This is a genomic window from Aeromonas genomosp. paramedia, from assembly GCF_023093515.1.
Classification (GTDB): domain Bacteria; phylum Pseudomonadota; class Gammaproteobacteria; order Enterobacterales; family Aeromonadaceae; genus Aeromonas.
In genome coordinates this window covers 156453-176046 of the sequence record NZ_JAAROG010000007.1, presented here as the reverse complement: position 1 = coordinate 176046, position 19594 = coordinate 156453, and the positions used below count along the sequence as shown (strand labels likewise).

The following is a 19594-nucleotide window of genomic DNA, read 5'->3' as shown; positions in this document are numbered from 1 at the left end:
AAACGGCTCAAACATGAAGAAATGAAATGACTGAGTCAGCCGAGAAGAATTTCCCCGCTTATTCGCACCTTCCCTAACACTCACCACAGGTAACATTGCCGCAGTCAGCCTTGCGTCGTCAGACAACCGCCAAAATGAGTCATAAAGACATTTAATTTCAGATGGTTATAACAACCCATTGCTATTGTCAAAACCATCATGATTAGCTTGTACCCACAGGACAGCGGGCTCTTGCCCTTCATGATACGTATCTCTCATCCTTCCCCGTGCGATCATAACGGTCGTGCCCTACTAATCAAGGGTTGCTAGACAATCTGATGGCCCATCATTTTCCTTGGTGCAAACCCTCTGGTGTGCGAGTTTCATGACGGAAACAACGGCTGGGATAAAGGCAGGCACGATTCAGTCCCGATACAGGGGGGTTATGTAGGATCCTCGTTGACTCTCCCCGTTAGACACCCTCTAATTGACAGCCTGGACCCTTATCATCATGCATCTTATGAAAATCCTACTGGTCGAAGACGACAAGCTGCTCAATCATCACCTCACCACGCTGTTGACCGAGGCCCAGAATCAAGTCCACAGCACCGACAGTGCCCAGGTGGCGCTGCACTACGCGGCCGACTACCCCATCGATGTGGGCATCATCGATCTGGGCCTGCCTGACATGGACGGTCTGCAGCTCATCAGCCGGCTGCGCGAGCAGCAGATCCCCTTCCCCATCATAGTCCTGACGGCCCGGGGCAACTGGCAAGACAAGGTGGAGGGTCTGGAGGCCGGCGCCGACGACTATCTGGTCAAGCCCTTCCAGAAAGACGAGCTGCTCGCCCGCCTCAATGCCCTGGTGCGTCGCAGCGCCGGTTTCATCTCCCCCAGGGTGAAGGCGGGTGACTACGAGCTGGATCTCTCCCGCAAGGAGCTCACCGTCGCCGGCGAAGTCACTGTGCTCACCAGTTTCGAGTATCTGATCCTGGAATACCTGATGCGCAACGCCCGCCAGGTGGTTTCCAAGCAGCAGCTGCTGGATCAGCTCTATGGCGATGGCGAAGGGGATCCGAACACCATAGAGGTGATGGTGAGCCGACTGCGCAAGAAGCTGGATCCGGAAGGGGTCATTGCCCCCATCTCCACCATCCGTCGCCAGGGTTACATCTTCAACCTCTCCTGCAGCTGATGCCTCGTTTCATGCTGCATCCCATGCAACTGATCCGCCGTTCGCTGCACCTCAAGCTGATGCTGAGCGCCATGCTGGTCATCGCGCTCATCATGACCTTCTCCGTCTATATCCTCTATCTTGGCCACGCCGAGGAGCAGGCGCAGAAGGCCAGCATCCGCATGCAGGAGAATCTCTCCAAGCTCTTCTCCTCCAAGCAGCCCGATCCCCATGCCATCACGGATCTCGGCAACATCACCCCGGATGCCATCGACCCCAATCTCGACACCCTGATCTGCCGGTCCGACGGTGAACTGAGCTGGTCCAGCCTGCACATGCCGGAGGTGATCACCATCAAGGAGACCATCTGCCGGGATCTGATGAAATACCTTGGCGGCCTGGATCAGGACTATTTCTTCAAGCTGCACACCATCAAGAACGGCGAGAGCTACTTCATCTACAGCCTGCGTTTCCTGCGCAACCACGGCGACGGCCCCACCACCTACTATGTGGTCATGGTCGATTCCGCCAAGCGTTACCAGGCCCAGACCAGGGAGTATCTCTACCGCTGCATTCGTCAGGCGCTGCTCTCCTATTGCCTGCTCGGGGCCCTGCTGCTGCTGACCAGCTTCTGGAGTCTCTCCTCCCTGCGCACCATGGCGCGGCAGATTGACGAGATCCGCGCAGGCTCGCGGGAGTCGCTCTCCAACGACTACGAGCGGGAGCTGACACCGCTGACCGAGTCGGTCAACCAGCTGCTGGAAAACGAGCGCCAGCAGACCCAGCGTTACCAGCACGCCCTGAACGATCTGGCCCACAGCCTGAAAACCCGGCTGGCGCTCATCCAGATCACCGCCCAGGAGCTCAAGCTCGGCCACGATATCCATGACAATATCAGTGAGCAGATCACCACCATGGATCAGATCATCCAGTACCAGCTGCGCCGTGCCGTCACCGGACGAAAACGCCTTGCCAGCAAGGGTACCGAGCCGGTGCCCCTCATCGAGAAGCTGCTGGCCAGCCTCACCAAGGTCTACCGCCACAAGAAGCTGCAAACCGGCTTCCAGTTTGATGACGATGTCTTCTTTCACGGTGAACAGGGCGACCTGATGGAGCTGATGGGCAACCTGCTCGACAACGCCTGCAAGTTCGCCATCAGCGAGATCCAGGTAAGGGTCAACCGCCAGGGCAGCGGCCTGCTCATCGTGGTGGAAGACGACGGCCCCGGCATAGATCCCGGCAAGTCGCAGCAGATCTTCCAGCGCGGCGTGCGGGCGGACAGCTCCCCCGGCCAGGGGATAGGGCTCGCGGTGGTGACCGAAATCGTGCACAGCTATGGCGGCAAGATCCGGGTGGACGAGTCACCGCTCGGCGGCGCCAGATTCCATATCACCCTCCCCTGACACCTTAGGCCCCAGGCAAGGAATCGAATACCAGAGGTGATTTCCAGACCCATTCGGTCTCAAAAAATACATATTTATCATCGAACTGCATTAGAAACTTAACCAGGGTTGTGACATAACTTAACACCATCAACTAACGCACGGATGCGATAGCCATGGTCAACAAGCCAGCCAACCCCTTCTTCAGGCCCCAACAACAGATGCTGGCGTTGGAACCGCGCATTCTGTTTGATGGCGCCGCCGCCGTCGCCGCCGAGCATCAGAATCAGGATAACCAGGCGACCCCGGCTGAGGCCCCGGATCATGGGGCCCCCACGCAGACGGCACAGCCTCGCCAACTGCTGGTCATCGATGCTCGCATCGAGCAGGCCAGCCAGCTGACCAAAAACCTCGACAGCCATGTCAGCCTGCTGCTCATCGACAAGCAGACCGACGCCCTGGCCGCCATCGGCACCAAGCTGGCGGAGCTGGGTCAGGTTGATGCCGTCCAGATCCTCTCCCACGGCGCGACCGGTCAGTTCACCCTCGGCAACCGCACCCTGACGGCCGACAACCTGGCCAGCGTCAGCCAGCAGTTACAAGGCTGGCAATCCCACCTGAGCGAGCATGCCGACATCCAGCTGTATGGCTGCCGGGTCGGAGCCGGGGAGTCGGGCCAGGCTCTGGTCAGCGCTCTCGCCAAATGGACAGGTGCCGATGTGGCGGCATCCAGTGATGACACCGGCGCCAGCAGCAAGGGGGGGGACTGGGAGCTCGAGGTGAGCAAGGGCCTCATCAGTCAACCCCTTTCACTCAGCCGGGCGGCGATGCAGAGTTACGATCGGCTGCTCGCCAACGCCGATCCCAGCAGCAGCCTGCCCCTGAGCAACGCCAATGTGCTGCTGGGCGAGCAGTTCGAATTCACGGTCACCCTCAGCAACGAGGCGAGCCAGACCGGCTATGCCCCCTATCTGGATCTCTACCTGCCCGGCACCGGCAAGGACGGAGACGATGGGGTCAGCTTCATCAAGGCCAGCTACCTGGGTCAGGCACTCAAGACCCACAGCGTGGTGTTTGACGCCTCGGGCAATGCCACCCATCCCCTCGCGGTCGATGGCAGCGGCAATCCCCTGATCATCCGGGCGGCTGACGTCGGCCTGCGTGCCGGCGACACCCTGGTGGTGATCGAGATCCCCTTCGGCAGCGTCAATCAGGGCCAACCGGATATTTCTGTCCAGATCACCGCCCAGTTGAGCAATCTGGCCGACACCAGCTACTCGGCGGCGTCGCCGGATCTGACCATCGGCATTCGCAGCGGTTTCCAGTATGGCAATGATGCCCTCGACAACCCCCTCGACGATCCCAGCCTGGTCGAAGGGGATCTGCACAGTTTCGTGGTCAAGCCGACCGTCATCCGCTTCGAACACAGCCTCGACATGCCCGAAGGCGAAACGGCGACCGGGCCCAACTTCAACCACACCCTGGTCCTGACGGCCATCCCGGCCGATGGCCAGACCCTGAACAACGTCGTCATCAGCCAGACCCTGCCCGCCGCGATTCAGGTCACGGCCATCACCCCGGGGCAGAATGGCATCCTCACCTCAGTCACCCTCTCGGATGGCCGCGTCCTCACCAACCCGGCGCTCATCACGGCGGCCATCAACAGCGACAGCCTGTTCATCCAGGCTTTTACCGTGACCTACAGCAGCCTCGCCGCCGCCACCGATACTCTGGTCAAGTTCTATGTCCCCGAGGCCGATGCCAACGGTCAGCAGGTGATCAACCCCAACAGCGGCGATGCGGTACAGATCACGATCGCGGCACCCACCGCCAGCGGTGAGTGGACCCCGCTCGACAGCCGGGATCTGACGCCCCCCGCCACCAGCATCGACTTCGCCGGCCAGGGTGACCCCATCGGCTTCACCGCCCGCGCCATCGCCCTGCAAAAAGAGGTCAGCCTCGCCATCGACGGCGGCAAGGCCGGGATCTCGCCGGGCGATACCCTGGATTACAGCATCAAGATGACCCTCTCCGACTACTTCGCCTTCGGCAAGAATCTGTTTGGCGAGGGCCAGTTCGTCGTCTCCGACACCCTGGGGGACGGCCAGATCCTGACCGGCACGCCCACCCTGACCCTGACGCGCAATGGCGCGAGCGAGACCATAGCCCTGGTCTACACGACCATGGTCAATGCCGACGGCTCCACCAGCATCAGCTTCGACATCGGCCAGTCCCTGGCCAACGCCTTCCCCTTACTGAGCCGGCTTGCCGGGGATCTGGCCTTCGATGACGACCAGCAAGGGGCCACCCTGGCGCTGCTGAGCTACAGCGCCCTGATAAGCCAGAGCTACACCCCGCCGGCCGGCAACCCCCAGAGCGAGATCAACGAGGGGGATGCCATCGGCAACAGCGCCGGCGTCACCGCCAGCGTCCTTGAAAACGGCACCAACCTGACCGGCGGTACCGCCTCCGACAGCTCCCAGACCACGACGCGCATCCCCACCAGCCAGGTCGACATCGCACTGACCAACGTCAATGGGGTCGGCAGCCCGGGGGGCGCCATCGAGCTGCGCCCGGGGGATCAGGTGACCTTCCGGCTCAGTTACGATCTGGTCACCGGAGACTATGAACAGTTCAGGCTGACGGCTTATCTGCCCTTGCCACTGTTCGATCTGACGGGCATCAACTGGAGCGAAGGAAGCGGCGTCGGCCAATGGCACTTCGGCAGCGGCGACACCAATCTCGGCGCTCTGGTCAGCATCGGCAACGGTCCCGGCAACTCACTCATCTTCGATTTCGGCAGCTATGCCACCAGCGTATCGGGGGGCAGCCGCATCGAGGTGGAGTTCACCCTCAGGGTCGGCGATCAACCCTTCGCCGATCAGCGCACTCTGGACGTGCTGGCGCAATCGAGCCAGGTAACCACCCTCGACAAGACTCAGCTCAGCAGTTCTGACATCACCGTCATCACCTCCATCGCCGAGCCGGATCTCGCCATCGGACACGGGGTCGTCTCATCGAGCAACGGCACAGTGACCGGCACCACCGGCAGCTGGCAGGCACCGGGCAGCGGCGGGATCCCCTTCACCGGCCCGCTCACCGACATAAATGCGGTGAATGGCAGCGTCACCGACATAGATGGCGCTGACAGGCTGCGCCTGGCGACGGCCATCGAGAACCGGGGGGGCGGCGGGGCCTACGATGTGGTCACCAGCATCACCCTGCCCGCCGGCCTCTCTTTCCTGAACGGTTCGCTGGCCGCGGCCAACCTGCAGATTTATCGCGGCGATGGTACCCCGCTGCTGCTGGGGACCGACTACCAGGTGAGCGGCAACACCATCAGCTTCCTGGATGCCGGCAATGTGGCGACCCTGTTGCCGGGACGGGATGGCTCGACGGCGGCCAATGCGGGCAGCAATCTCATCGTCATCACCTATGAGGTAGAAGTCGCCGCCGACATCCGGGCCAGCAGCACGCTGGAGACCAGCGCCACCCTCAGCAACTACGCCAGCGTCAACAGCGGGCAGGACTTCACCCCCGTCGATCTGACCGACAAGGGGAGCGCGCAGATCGCCGCCCCGGCCCTCACCATCGACTTCAGCAATGGCGATGCCGCTTCCGCCTCCAGTGCGGGCCATACCGCGGGGGCCAATCTGGTGATTGGCGAGAGCATGGGCTACGACATCCGGGTGACACTGCCGGAGGGGAGCACCCAGCAGCTCAACATCAGCGATCTCATTCCCCCCGGTTTCAGGCTCGACACCGGCTTCAACGGCGGCAAGGGCTATGAGCTCATCACCACCGGCTTTGCCGGCAGCATCAGCGAGCCCAGCCTGGGGGGCGCCGGGGTCGGCACCAATGGCGCGGACGCCCTCTTCAGCTTCAGCGCAAGCGGTGCCAACGCCGACAACAATGAGGGCAACAACGGCTTCACCCTGCGGCTGCGCCTGGTCGCCGACAATGTCGCGTCCAACCAGGCCGGCACCAGTCTCGGCAATGGCGCCACCCTGCACTACCAGGATCCCGACGGTGACGTCGCCGGCGGCAGTGCCCTGACGCGAGAGGTCACTACGGCCCCCGCCCCCTCCGCCTTTATCCAGGAGCCGGTGCTCACCATAGCCCAGAACCTCATCACGACCCCGCCCCCCTACGGCTTTGAAGAAGGGGATGCGGTCAGCTTCAACATAGTGATCAGCAACAACGGCCCCCTCGACGCCTTCGACATCCGGCTAAGCGATCTGCTGCCCGGCCAGCTGAGTGGCTACAACCTGGTGTCCGTCATCTACGATGGCGTCGATGTCAGCAGCCAGTTCGAACTGGTGGGCAATCAGTTGCAGACCAGGGCCGATGCCAACCTGGATATCGCCGTGGGCAAGCAGCTGACCCTGGTGCTAAGCGGAGTGGTCAATGCCAGCGCCACCAACCTCGCCCAGCTGACCAACCAGGCCGAGGTACAGTGGACCAGCCTGAACGGCAACCTCGGCACCGCGGCCGATCCCGCCGGTGAACGCACCGGTGCCGACGGCCTGCCCGCCAGCCAGGTGCTCAACGACTACCGCGCCATCAATCAGTCGCTGATCCCCATCGCCAGCGGCATCCTCATCTCCCGGGTCGGCGGCGTGGCCGACACCGGGGGCGGCGCCACCGATGCCAGCCATGGGCAGGTCACTGTCGGCGAGATCATCCGCTACAAGGTGGTGGCCCTGATCCCCGAGGGGGATAACGCCAACTATGAGCTGAGGATCAGCCTGCCCAGTGGACTCAGCTTCCTCGACAAGGAGCAGGTGCGTCTCGCCCTCATCTCCAACGGGGGGCTGAGCAGCAGCCTGAGCGGTGGCGCCATCACGGGCGCCGATGTGGCGGGCAACGAGACCAGCAGCGCCGCCCTGGCCATCTCGCCGACCCTGGCCAACGGCTTGCAGGGCCTGCTCGACGCGGCCCGGATCGAGATAGTGACCGATGCCAATGGCAACCAGACCATCATCTTCCGGCTGGGGGATATCACCAACCTGGATGCGGACGGCGACCTCGAGGGCATTGCCATCGAGTTCAACGTGCGGGTCGACAACAGTGCGGGCAATCAGGCCGGCGCCCAGCTCGGGGTCTTCGCCAAGGATTATGTGGGCGCCGACCCGGACAATCTGATCCAGCGCGGGGCCAGCCAGACCCTCTATCAGGACATCATGGAGCCCAGCCTGGGCGGCCTGGACAAAACGGTGGTCTCCTTCGATCCCAGGGCCATCGACAACAACACCGGCCGCGCCCAGGTCCGGATAAGCTTCGCGCAGTCAGGGGGCATGGCCGCCTTCGAGCCGCGTCTGACCGACGGTTTCCCCGGCGGCAGCAACTATGCGCTGACCAGCCTGACCATCAACCTGGGGGGAACCCTCTATACCTACGACAGTGGCGACAGCGCCAACAACTATGGCCTGCCGCCGGGCGTCACCGTCATCGTCACCCAGGGCAGCAGCTTTGCGGTCGACTTCTCCCGACTCGATGGAGGCGCAGAGGTGACCCTGGTCTATGCCGTCGATCTGCCCAATGGCGCCACCATTGCCGGCACCGACGCCACCCTGACCTGGTCCAGCCTGCCGGAAGACTTCAGCGGCTGGGGCGGCTCCACCGTCGGCACGGACGGCAGCGCCAGCGGCGAACGCACCGGCCAGGATGGCCAGGGCAACACCCTCAACAACTATGTGCTCGCCAGCACAGCCGGGCTTGGCCTCGTCAGCGGCACCCTGTGGAACGACACCGCCAGCGCCACCACCAGCACCCAGCCGGATGGGCCCGGGCTCGCGGGGCAGACGGTCACCCTGGTCTGGGGCGGGCTGGATGGGGACCTCACCACCACAGGGGACAACCAGAGCTTCACCACCACCACGGACGGCAGTGGCCGCTTCTCCTTTGGCATCTTGCCGGCGGGCGTCTATCGACTCGATGGGCCGGCGGGGAGCACCATCACGGATGCAGGCTATGGCACCTTGCAGGTTCGCATCGACAGCGACGCCAGCACCCTGGGGCAGATAGGGCTAGTGCTCACCGAGGCCGGCATCGATGCAGGCCAGTACGAAGCCGGTGCCAACATCGGCTATGTGGAGCTCAACGATGCGCCCACCCTGGGCAACACGACCCCGGCACAGAGCGTGGATGAAGATAGGGATCTCCAGCTGGTCGGGCTCTCGGTGGCCGACATGGACGCGGGCAGCGGTGCTCTCACCCTCACCCTCACCCTGACGGTGACCCAGGGCGTGCTCTCCCTGGGGAGCGCAACCGGCCTGACGGTGGTCACCAACAACGGCGGTGGCCAGCTGGTCTTGACCGGCAATCTGGCCGCCCTCAATGCCGCCCTGCTGACCCTCAACTACCGTGGCAACCAGGATTACAACGGCGGCGACACCCTCTCGGTGCTCATCAACGACAACGGCCAGTTCGGTGACAAGCCGGGGGGCGACGGCATTCCCGGCAATGCCGAAGATGCGCTGACCGCGGCGACGACCATCGTCATCACGGTCCAGCCGGTCAATGACGCCCCCACAGGGCAGAACGACACTGTCACCGCCACAGAGGCCGGAGGCACAGATAACGACCTGCCGGGTAACAATCCGCAGGGGAATCTGCTGACCAATGACAGGGATGTCGACATCGCCACCAATGGTGACAGCCTGCATCTGGGGCTGGTCACCAGCGTGGCCACCGGCAACAGCACGACCCCGGGCTCCGCCGACATTCCCGCCACAGTGACGGGCAGATATGGCACCCTCTACCTTCTGACGGGCGGGGGCTACCGCTATGAAGTCGACAACAGCAACCCGGATGTGGAAGCGCTTCGTCTTGCCAGCCAGACCCTGACCGAGCAGTTCAGCTACCAGTTGATAGACAGCCAGGGGGCCAGCAGTCAGGCACAGCTCATCGTGACCATAGAGGGCGCCAACGACGCCCCCGTGGGCAGCAACGATCTGGGCAGCGCCACCGAGCAGGGGGCCGGCCAGGCGGGTACGGACGCCATCGGCAATGTGCTCGCCAACGACACTGATATCGATGCAGGAGACGGCAAGCGGGTCGACAAGGCGGCTCTCGGCCCCGTCACCGATCCCAACCAGATCCTCGACGTCCCAGATGCCAGTACCAGCGCCAATGGCGCCGTCATTGTCGGGCGCTACGGCACCCTGACCCTGGGGGCCGACGGCAGCTATCGCTATGTGGTGGACAACGGCAATGCCACAGTCCAGGCCCTGAGGCAGGGGGACACCCTCACCGAGACCTTCAGCTACAGAGTCACGGATCTGGGCGACTTCCACGACATCGCCGCCCTGGTGATCACCATCAACGGCAGCAATGATGCCCCTGTTGCGGCGGATGACACGGGCACTGCCGTCGAGGCCGGGGGGCTCGGCAACACCACCCTTGGCAGCAATGCCACCGGCAACGTGCTCGCCAACGACGGCGATCCCGACGCCAGCAACCCCGATGAAACCCGGCGTGTCGCCACTGTCCGCACCGGCACCACAGGAGGCACGGGCACCTCAGGTACCCTGGGCTCCCAGTTGCGGGGCGACTATGGCTGGCTGCTGCTCAATGGGGATGGCAGCTACACCTATGTGGTCGACAACGACCTGGCAGCGGTTCAGGCCCTGCGTCTGGCGACCGATACCCTGGCCGACAGCTTCACCTACTCCCTGGTGGATGCCGCCGGCGCCAGCAGCCTGGCCACCATCACCATCACCATCCAGGGGGCCAATGATGCCCCCACCGCCCTCCCGGATGCGGCCATCGCCATCGAAGGCATCGATCAGGCAAACGGCACCAACCCGAGCGGCAACGTCCTCACCAACGACACGGATCCCGATCGCAACGGGGAGCAGTTCACCGTCACCGGTGTCAGCGTCGGGGCCACCAGCGGCACCGTTGGCAGTGCAATAAGCGGCTTCTATGGCACCCTCACCCTCAACGCCGACGGCAGCTACACCTATGTGCTGGACAATGCCAATGCCACTGTGCAGCAACTGCTGCCCGGCGAGAGCCTGACCGACGCCTTTGACTATCAGATGCGCGACCTCGGCGGCCTCGCCAGCCCCCAGACCCTGACCATCACCATCCAGGGGCGCAACGACACCCCGCTGGCGGTAGCGGACACTGGCACCGCCGTCGAGGCGGGGGGAGCCAACAACAGCACCCTCGGCAGCAATGCCACCGGCAACGTGCTCGGCAATGACACGGATCCCGAGTCGGGCAACCCCGACGAGGGCAAGACGGTCAGTGCAGTGCGCACAGGCACCGGCACCGCAGGCACCCTGGGCAGCCAGCTGAGAGGCAACTACGGCTGGCTCACCCTCAACGGGGATGGCAGCTACACCTATGTGGTGGACAACAGCCTGGCGGCGGTTCAGGCCCTGCGCCTGAGCAGCCATACCCTGACCGACAGCTTCGGCTACACCATGCAGGATGCCAATGGCGCGACCAGCCAGGCCAGCGTCACCATCACCCTCCAGGGAGCCAACGATGCCCCCGTCGCCACGGCCGATACCGCCACCGCCCTTGAGGCCGGCGGCCTGAACAACGGCCTCCTGGGGACAGACCCCACCGGCAACCTGCTCACCAACGACACGGACCCCGATCGCAACGGGGAGCAACTCACCGTCACCGGGGTCAGCACAGGCGCCACCAGTGGCACCATCGGCAGCGGGCTCAACGGCCTCTATGGCACCCTCACCCTCAACGCCGACGGCAGCTACCGCTATGTGCTGGACAATGCCAATGCCGCAGTGCAGCGACTGCTGCCGGGGGAAACCCTCACCGAGCAGTTCGATTACCAGATAACGGATCTCGGGGGGCTCGTCAGTGCCGAGACTCTGACCATCACCATACAGGGGCGCAATGACACCCCGGTGGCGGTCGCCGACAACGGCACCGCCGTCGAGGCGGGGGGCGTCAACAACACCACCCTGGGCAGCAACGCCACCGGCAACGTGCTCGGCAACGACACGGATCCCGAATCGGGCAACCCCAACGAGGGCAAGACGGTCAGCACAGTGCGTACCGGCACCGGCACAGCCGGCACTCTCGGCAGCCCGCTGAGAGGCAGCTATGGCTGGCTCACCCTCGGCGGGGATGGCAGCTACACCTATGTGATCGACAACAGTCTGGCCGCGGTCCAGGCCCTGCGGACCAGTGCCGACACACTGACCGACAGCTTCGGCTACGGCATGACAGACGCCAATGGTGCCAGCAGCTCAGCCACCCTGACCATTCGCATCCAGGGGGCCAACGACGCCCCCCTGGCCCAAAACAACACCGGCATTGCCGTGGCCGACAATGGTGTCGGTACTCCCGTCAATCCCAGTGGCAACCTGCTCACCAATGACAGCGATGTGGACAGCGGCGACAGCCGGACCCTGACCGCAGGCCGCCCCGGTGAGGAAGGGGCCGGAGGTCCACTCGATACCGTTCCCCCTGGCAACGCCCTGGTGCTGGTCGGGCTGTATGGCACTTTGACTCTGGAGGCCGACGGCAGTTACCAATATGCCCTCGACACTGGCAATGCCGCCGTTCAGGGGCTGGGGCCCTTGCAGACCCTGAGAGACTATTTTACCTACCAGGCACAAGATCTGGCTGGCGCCGTCGATCTCGCCCAGCTCACCATCATCATACGGGGGCTCAACGATGCCCCGGTCGCCAACCCGGATCAGGCCCAGGCGATCGAGGCGGGCGGACTCAATAACGGGCAGCCCGGCCTGGATCCCGCTGGCAATGTGCTCGGCAATGACAGCGATCTGGAGGGCGATGCCCTGAGGGTGACGGGCGTTCAGCATGCCGATGGCCAGAGTGCCGCCCTGGGAACTGTGCTGCAGGGCCGCTATGGCGAGCTGGTGATGAATGCCGATGGCAGCTGGCACTATCGCCTGGACAACAGCCTCCCCGAGGTGCAGGCCCTGCGCGGGCCTGACCAGACCCTGACCGAACTCTTCAACTACCAGATCGCGGATCTCTGGGGCGCCACCAGCGCCAGCACGCTCACCCTGACCATCCGCGGCAGCAACGACACCCCCGTTGCCGTGGATGACAAGGCCGATGCCATCGAAGCCGGTGGCATTCGCAACACGGCGGCGGGGCGGGATCCCGTCGGCAATGTGCTGGACAACGACAGCGACGTGGACAGCCAGGCCAACGGCGAGACCAGGAGAGTGCTCACCGTCAGCGACGCACTCGGCAACAGCGTCAATGCGGGTCAGGTTCTGCAGGGGCGCTATGGTCAGCTCATCCTCAATGCCGATGGCAGCTACCAGTACCTGATTGACAATGACAACCCCGAGGTCGAGGCGCTGCGACTGGCCAGCCAGACCCTCACCGAGGTGTTCGGCTACCGCATGCGCGATCAGGGGGGAGCCCTCTCCGAGGCCCGCCTGACCGTCGTCATCCAGGGGGCCAACGACAACCCGGTCGCCCGGGATGACAGCGCGGTGGCCAGCGATCAGGTGCAGGCCCCCCATGTCTCTGGTCAGGTGTTGCCCAACGACGGTGACGTCGATGCCGATGATCCCTTGCGCGTCACCGGGGTGCGCAGCGGCACCGAGGACGGCAGCGGCAATGCGGGCACCCTCGGCCAGCCGCTCGCCGGGCGCTACGGCTGGCTCACCCTCAACCAGGATGGCAGCTATAGCTACACCATGGATCTGACCAACCCGGACGTGCTGGCCGCCGCCGGCCTCGGCCTGGTGCTGCAGGACGTGTTTACCTACACCCTGGGGGATGGCAGCGATGCCACCGATCTGGCCCAGCTGGTGATCCACCTGGACATCTCGGCCCCCTATGTCCCGCCGCCCGAAAATGGGCCCATCGGGCCCCATGCTGACGACGCAGCCGCAAGCACCGGCACGATCGACGCTTACCCCGATCCCGTCCCGGCCATCTTCATCACCCCTGTGGTGCAGAACATCAACAGGCTGCTCGGCGCCAGTTCAGAGCGCTCGGACGGCAGCCTGCTGTTCTTTGGCCTGACCCCGGAGATCCACAGCCAGAGCATAGGCCAGGGCCTGGGCCAGCTTGAGGGGACCTTCGTCAGCCAAAGCGTGCAGGAGAGCTGGCAGGCCCAGGAACAGGATCTGGCCAGCTTCCTCGGTCGTCACGGCCGGGTCAGCCTCAGCGCCGACGGCCTGCTCAGCGATGCGTCGGTGTTTGCCATGACGCCACAGGATATGCGGCCCCAGGGCGCCCCTGACCCCGCTGGCAAGGCCAGCAGTTTTACCAGGCAACTGCAAGATGCGGCAGGCCGCGCCATGACAGCCATAGCGCGCACGACCACAGTTGCCACCAAATCCGGCACTTGATTCTAAGGACAGATGATGCCCAGACTCGCTCCCCGCCCCTTGACCCTGACTTCCAGCCTGCTGCTCTGTGCCTGCAGCGCTCTGCCACCCGAGACCTACACGGAGCAGGACAAGACCGACCGGATCCGCTTCGATCGTCAGCTGATGTACGATCAGCAAGAGCCCGTGATCCACCCCCTCACCTTCTATGAAGCGGCGGCCAGGGCCCTCAAATACAACCTGGACTACCGCCTCAAACTGATGGAGGGCGCGCTCGCGGCGGATCTGCGGGATCTCTCCAGCCACGAGATGCTGCCCCAGCTGGTCGCCTCCGCCGGGCTGGCCGGACGCAGCAACGAATCGGGCGGCACCTCGGTCGGGATAGAGGACGGTGAGGAGAGCCTGCGCGCCTCGACCTCCCAGGAGCGCTACCGCGATCTGAGCGGTCTGGGGCTGAGCTGGAGCCTGCTCGATTTCGGCGTCGCCTATTACCGCAATCAGCAGAAGGGAGACCAGGTGCTGATGGCCGAAGAGCGCCGTCGCAAGGTGGCCCAGAACGTACTGCAGGATGTGCGCAGCGCCTACTGGCGTGCCCTGGGGGCCCAGCGCCTGCTGCCCGAGGTCGACAAGCTGCTGGCCAGAACCCGGGTGGCGCTCGATTCCGCCCGCCAGGCCGAGACGCAAGGCTTGTTGCCGCGCCAGCAGGCGCTGGCCTACCAGCGCGCCCTCATCGATTCCGTCTCCCTGCTCAATCAACGCCGCCAGGATCTCGAGTTCGCCCGTGCCGAGCTCGCCGCCCTCATCTCCCTGCCCTCCGGCAGCAAGATGGTGCTGGCCGATGATACCCCCGAACCCCGACTGCCGACCCTGGCCCAGAGCATCGACAACCTGGAGCTGATGGCGCTGGAAAACCGCCCCGAGATCATGGAGGAGTGGTATCGCAAACGCGCCAACCAGCAGGACATCAAGATAGCCAAGGCCGAGCTCTGGCCCAACGTGAGCCTGAACTGGGGCTACAACTACGACTCCAACCAGTACCTTTACAACAACCACTGGTCCGAGACAGGGTTGCAGGTCTCCATCAACCTGCTCAAGTTCCTGCGGCTGCCCGCCATCCAGAACATGGAGGTCTCCCAGAAGGTCACGGATGATGCCAGGCGCGTCGCCCTCTCCATGGCCGTGCTGACCCAGGTCAGGGTCGGGGTGCTGCGCTACAACCTGGCCGCCCAGGAAGTGGCCTTCGCCGACGAGAGCCTGAGGGTCGACGAGAGCCTGCTGCGCTATGCCCAGGCCGCCCGCACCAGCGATCAGGGGTCCGAGCTCGAGGTCATCCGTACCGAAGGGCGCTACCTGCTCTCCCGCTACCAGCGCGAGGCCGCCTACTCCCAGGCCCAGGCCGCCTGGGGCCGGCTCTACAACTCGGTCGGCCTGGACGTGCAGCCTGAGGCCATCGCCCAGCACGACGTCCAGACCCTGGCGAAAGCCATCGAACACACCATCAAGAAACAGGAGAACCAGGCCTTGCTGACTTCCAATGGCGGAGTGCCCTATGCCCTTCCCAACTAACGCCAGCCCCTGGTGGCTTCTGCTGCTGCCGCTGACCGCGCAGGCCACTCCTGCCCCGACACCAGCCACAGGCGCCTTGCAGGACGATCCCAATGCCATTCGCATCCTGCTGACCGCCAACCTGGAGACGACCCTCTCCAGCCAGATGAGCGGCACCCTGGGCAAACTGCAGGCCAGCCTCGGCCAGCCCGTCAAGCAGGGGGCCCTGCTCGCCCGTTTCGACTGCCGGGAAGGCGAGGCCCAGGCCCGCGTCGCCCAGGCGGAGTTGCAGATGGCCCGCCAGGATCTCGCCGCCAAGCGCAACCTGCGCAAGCTCGATGCGGTGGGCGATCTCGAGGTGGCCATCGCCGCCACCGGGGTACAAAAAGCCGAGGGGGCCCATGCCCTGGCCCAGGCGCGCACCAGCTACTGCGACGTACGGGCCCCCTTCGCGGGGCGCATCGCCCAGGTACAGGCCAAGCCCTACCAGACCATGACCGCCGGCACCCCCCTGTTCGATCTGGTCAGTGACGGCCCCCTCAAGGTCCGCCTCAACGTCCCTTCCCGGCTGCTCTCCGGACTGCAACAGGGGCAGGCCCTCGAGATCAACGTGCTGGAGACCGGCAAGCCCTACCAGGCCAGGATCAGCCACATCAATGCCCGGGTCGACGCCGTGGCCCAGACCGTCGAGCTGGAGGCCAGACTCGACGCCCCTTATCCCGAACTGGTCGCGGGCATGAGTGGCGTGGCCCGCATTCTGGAGTCCCATGACTGAATCGCTCCCGCCGCCTCAGGTGCTGCTGGCCTTGCATGCCCTGCGTGACCGGGCTCTGGCCGCCCGAAGTCTCAATGCCCTCGCCTTCTCCATGGCCAACGATCTCTATCAATTGCTGCCGTTTCATCAGGCCCTGGTGTTTGCCCGCCATGGCCAGGCCCAGGAGCTGCTCTGCGTCTCCGGGCTGGCCAGGCCCAGCGAAGACTCCCCCTATCTCATCTGGCTCGACCGGATGAGCCGCTGGCTCGATGCCCAGCTCTCGGGTCATGATCCCGTCTGGCTGGCGCGCGAAACCCTCTTCCTGCCGGAGGATCTGGCCGAAGGCTGGGCCGAGTGGTGGCCGGAGGGGGTGTTCTGCGTCCCCATCCAGCACGACGAGGGCGAGCGGCTCGGCCTCTTCTGCCTGCTGCGCGAGAGCGAGCCCCCCGCCCCCCTGCTGCCCCTGCTGCAAGGTCTCTGGCAGACCTGGGCCTATTGCTGGCACAGCCTGACCCACAAGCCACCCCTGCTCGCTTGGCGACCCAGCCGGCGCCAGCTGATCCTGCTGGCCCTGGCGGCCGGCGTCATGCTGCTCATCCCCATCCGCCAGAGCGCCCTGGCCCCGGCCGAAGTGGTCTCCCGCACCAGCCTGGTGATCAGCAGCCCCCTCGCCGGTGTCATAGAGCAGATGGCGGTGCGCCCGAATCAGGCGGTGGCCGCGGGCGCCCCCCTGTTTCGCCTGGATGAAACCACGCTGCGCAACCGGGCCGAGGTGCTGACCCAGGAGGTGGCCGTGGCCGATGCCGAGCTGCTCGCCGCCAGCCAGCGCGCCTTCGACAATCCCCAGAGCCGGCGCGAGCTGACCCTGCTCACCGGCCGGGCCCAGCAAAAGCGTGCCGAGCTGGCGGGGGTCGAGCTGCAGCTGTCCCGCAGTCAGGTGACGGCCCCCCGGGACGGGGTCGCCGTCTTCAGCGACGCCAACGACTGGCTCGGCAAGCCTGTGGTGACCGGGGAGCGCATCATGCAGCTGGCCGATCCTCACCAGCCCGCCATGCGCATCTTGCTGCCGGTGGCCGATGCCATTGCCCTCGAACCCGGGGCCGACGTCACCCTGTTCCTGAGCGCCTATCCCCTGGATCCCCTGCGTGGCAAGATCCTGGAGACCAGCTATCAGGCCCAGCCGGGGGCCGACGGCGTGGTCGCCTACCGGCTGCTCGCCACCATAGAGTCGCCGCCCCCCCATGCCCGTCTCGGCCTGCATGGCACCGCCAAGCTCTATGGCGAGCGCGTGCTGCTCGGCTACTATCTGCTGCGCCGCCCCCTGGCGGCCCTGCGCGCCTGGAGCGGCCTCTGATGCAGGATCCCGCCGATCTGCCCCTGCCGAGCCTGCGCGATGATCTGCGACTCTGCCCGGCGGACAGAACCGCCAACGGCGAGCCGGCCTGGCTCATTCAGGACATGGTGATCAACCGCTTCTATCGCATCGGCTGGTTCGAGTTCGAGTGTCTGGTGCGCTGGGCCGGGCAGACGCCCCGCCGCCTGCAGCAGGCGCTGCAGCACGAGACGGCCCTGCATCCCGAGGTGGAGCAGATCCTCGCCTTCTGCCAGTTTCTCGAGCGCCATCAGCTGGTACGTCCCGGCCCCCTCGCGGTAGACAGGCTGCGCCAGGCGAGCGAAGGCCGGGCCTGGCTGAAGGGACAGTGGTGGTTGCACCACTACTTGTTTTTCCGCATTCCCCTGCTGCGCCCCCAGCGCCATCTCCGGCGGCTGGCGGCACGGCTTGACTGGCTGTTCAGCCCCCTCACCGCCTGGCTGGTGGCGGGGGCCAGCCTGCTCGGCATACTGCTGACCCTGCAGCAGTGGGACAGCTTCACCCATGCCGTGGTGGAGTCCTTCTCCCTCGACGGCCTGCTGAGCTTCGCCCTCGCCCTGATCCTGGCCAAGACGCTCCATGAGCTGGGCCATGCCCTGGTCGCCACCCGGCTCGGGGTGCGGGTGGCCCACATGGGAGTCGCCTTCGTGGTGCTCTGGCCCATGCTCTACACGGATACCAGCGAGAGCTGGAAGCTGGCCCGCTCCCGCCAGCGGCTCGCCATCGCCAGCGCCGGCATACTGACCGAGCTGGCCCTGGCCGGGCTGGCCACCCTGGGCTGGGCGCTGTGCGCGGACGGGGCACTGCGCAACGGCCTGCTCTACCTCGCCACCACCAGCTGGATCCTCTCCCTCGCCCTCAATGCCAGCCCCTTCATGCGCTTCGATGGCTACTTCATCCTCTCGGATCTGCTCAACTTCCCGAACCTGCACGAGCGGGCCTCGGCCCTGGCCAGGGTGGCCCTGCGCCGCTCCCTGCTCGGCCTGATGGAGCCCTGGCCCGAGCCCTTTGCGGTGCGCCAGCGCCGGGCGCTCATCGGCTTTGCCATCCTGACCTGGCTCTACCGCCTGGTGCTGTTCCTCGGCATCGCGGTCGCCGTCTACTTTCTGTTCTTCAAACTGCTGGGGATACTCCTGTTCATGGTCGAAATCGGCTGGTTCCTCCTGCTTCCCGTCTGGCGGGAGCTGAGCCATTGGTGGCAGGCTCGCGCCAAGGTGACCCGTCCACGCCGGGTCGGACTCGCGCTGGGGCTGCTCGCCCTGCTCATCCTGCTGGCCCTGCCCTGGCACAGCCAGATCAAGGGGGTCGGGGTCGCGCGGGCGGAGCGCCAGCTGCAGGTGTTCACCCCCTTCCCCGCCCGCCTCGAGAGCCTGCGGGCCGCCGGGCCCGTCAAGGCGGGGGAATCCCTGCTGCAACTGGTGGATCCCGATCTCGACTGGAAGGTGCAGGGCAACACCCAGAGCATCCAGACCTACGGAGCGCGCCTGGGCGGCATGCTGGATGACCCCTTCGGGCTCAGTGAACAGATAGCGACCCGGGAGCGGCTCAGGGTGCAATACAGGGAGGCGAATGCGACGCGGGCCGAGATAGACAGGCTCAGGCTGGCGGCCCCTTTCAGCGGTCTCTGGCTGGATGTGGATCCCGAGCAGCAGCCCGGCCAGTGGCTCAACAGCCAGCACCCCGTCGGCGTCCTGATCGATCCCGGCCAGTGGCAGGTCGATGCCTATGTGGCGGCGGATGAGATAGCCCGTCTGCGCGTCGGCGATCCGGTACGCTTCTATCCGGACGGCGCCCTGTCGCCCCTCCATGGCACCCTGGTCGATCTGGGCACCACCCGGGTCGCCAAGCTCAAGCACCCCATGCTGAGCGCCCGCTTCGGGGGCCCCATCACCACCAGCCCGCAAGGGGAGGAGCTGCAACCTGCCCATCCCCTGTTCCTGGTGCGGATCCGGCTGGACGAGGCGCCGGCCACCCTGCGAGAGACCCGCGGCACCCTGGTGCTGGAGGGGAGCCGACGCAGCCTGCTGGCCGAGGGGAGCACCTGGCTGCTCGCCGTGCTGCTGCGGGAAAGCGGCTTCTAGGCCT

Annotated in this window: 7 protein-coding genes; all 7 read left to right on the top strand. The window is 65.2% G+C overall.

Annotation, left to right across the window (positions count from 1 at the left end; genetic code table 11):
- Nucleotides 1-499: 499 nt before the first annotated feature.
- On the top strand, nucleotides 500-1174 hold the full coding sequence (locus HB860_RS05300; protein WP_025327574.1) for a response regulator: 675 nt from the start codon (nucleotides 500-502) through the stop codon (nucleotides 1172-1174).
- A 23-nt stretch (nucleotides 1175-1197) separates the two neighbouring features.
- The gene (locus HB860_RS05295) at nucleotides 1198-2556 is read left to right on the top strand and encodes an ATP-binding protein (protein WP_139434905.1); all 1359 of its coding nucleotides are present in this window, start codon (nucleotides 1198-1200) and stop codon (nucleotides 2554-2556) included.
- 155 nt (nucleotides 2557-2711) lie between these two features.
- On the top strand, nucleotides 2712-13859 hold the full coding sequence (locus HB860_RS05290; protein ID WP_247625957.1) for a VCBS domain-containing protein: 11148 nt from the start codon (nucleotides 2712-2714) through the stop codon (nucleotides 13857-13859).
- A gap of 15 nt (nucleotides 13860-13874) precedes the next feature.
- On the top strand, nucleotides 13875-15404 hold the full coding sequence (locus HB860_RS05285) for a TolC family protein (RefSeq protein WP_247625956.1): 1530 nt from the start codon (nucleotides 13875-13877) through the stop codon (nucleotides 15402-15404).
- A complete protein-coding gene (locus HB860_RS05280; RefSeq protein ID WP_247625955.1) occupies nucleotides 15388-16158 on the top strand; it encodes an efflux RND transporter periplasmic adaptor subunit in 771 nt (256 codons plus the stop codon). The genes HB860_RS05285 and HB860_RS05280 overlap by 17 nt, the downstream gene beginning before the upstream one ends.
- Nucleotides 16151-17491, top strand: a complete 1341-nt coding sequence (locus HB860_RS05275; RefSeq protein WP_247625954.1) for an efflux RND transporter periplasmic adaptor subunit — start codon at nucleotides 16151-16153, stop codon at nucleotides 17489-17491. The genes HB860_RS05280 and HB860_RS05275 overlap by 8 nt, the downstream gene beginning before the upstream one ends.
- On the top strand, nucleotides 17491-19590 hold the full coding sequence (locus HB860_RS05270) for an HlyD family efflux transporter periplasmic adaptor subunit (RefSeq protein ID WP_247625953.1): 2100 nt from the start codon (nucleotides 17491-17493) through the stop codon (nucleotides 19588-19590). Before HB860_RS05275 ends, HB860_RS05270 begins: the two co-directional genes overlap by 1 nt.
- The last annotated feature ends 4 nt before the right edge of the window (nucleotides 19591-19594 follow it).

What these genes read in the sequence shown, in the direction of transcription:
- HB860_RS05300 (WP_025327574.1), top strand. Translation starts at nt 500, where the DNA reads ATGAAAATCCTACTGGTCGAAGACGACAAGCTGCTCAATCATCACCTC.
- HB860_RS05295 (WP_139434905.1), top strand. Translation starts at nt 1,198, where the DNA reads ATGCAACTGATCCGCCGTTCGCTGCACCTCAAGCTGATGCTGAGCGCC.
- HB860_RS05290 (WP_247625957.1), top strand. Translation starts at nt 2,712, where the DNA reads ATGGTCAACAAGCCAGCCAACCCCTTCTTCAGGCCCCAACAACAGATG.
- HB860_RS05285 (WP_247625956.1), top strand. Translation starts at nt 13,875, where the DNA reads ATGCCCAGACTCGCTCCCCGCCCCTTGACCCTGACTTCCAGCCTGCTG.
- HB860_RS05280 (WP_247625955.1), top strand. Translation starts at nt 15,388, where the DNA reads ATGCCCTTCCCAACTAACGCCAGCCCCTGGTGGCTTCTGCTGCTGCCG.
- HB860_RS05275 (WP_247625954.1), top strand. Translation starts at nt 16,151, where the DNA reads ATGACTGAATCGCTCCCGCCGCCTCAGGTGCTGCTGGCCTTGCATGCC.
- HB860_RS05270 (WP_247625953.1), top strand. Translation starts at nt 17,491, where the DNA reads ATGCAGGATCCCGCCGATCTGCCCCTGCCGAGCCTGCGCGATGATCTG.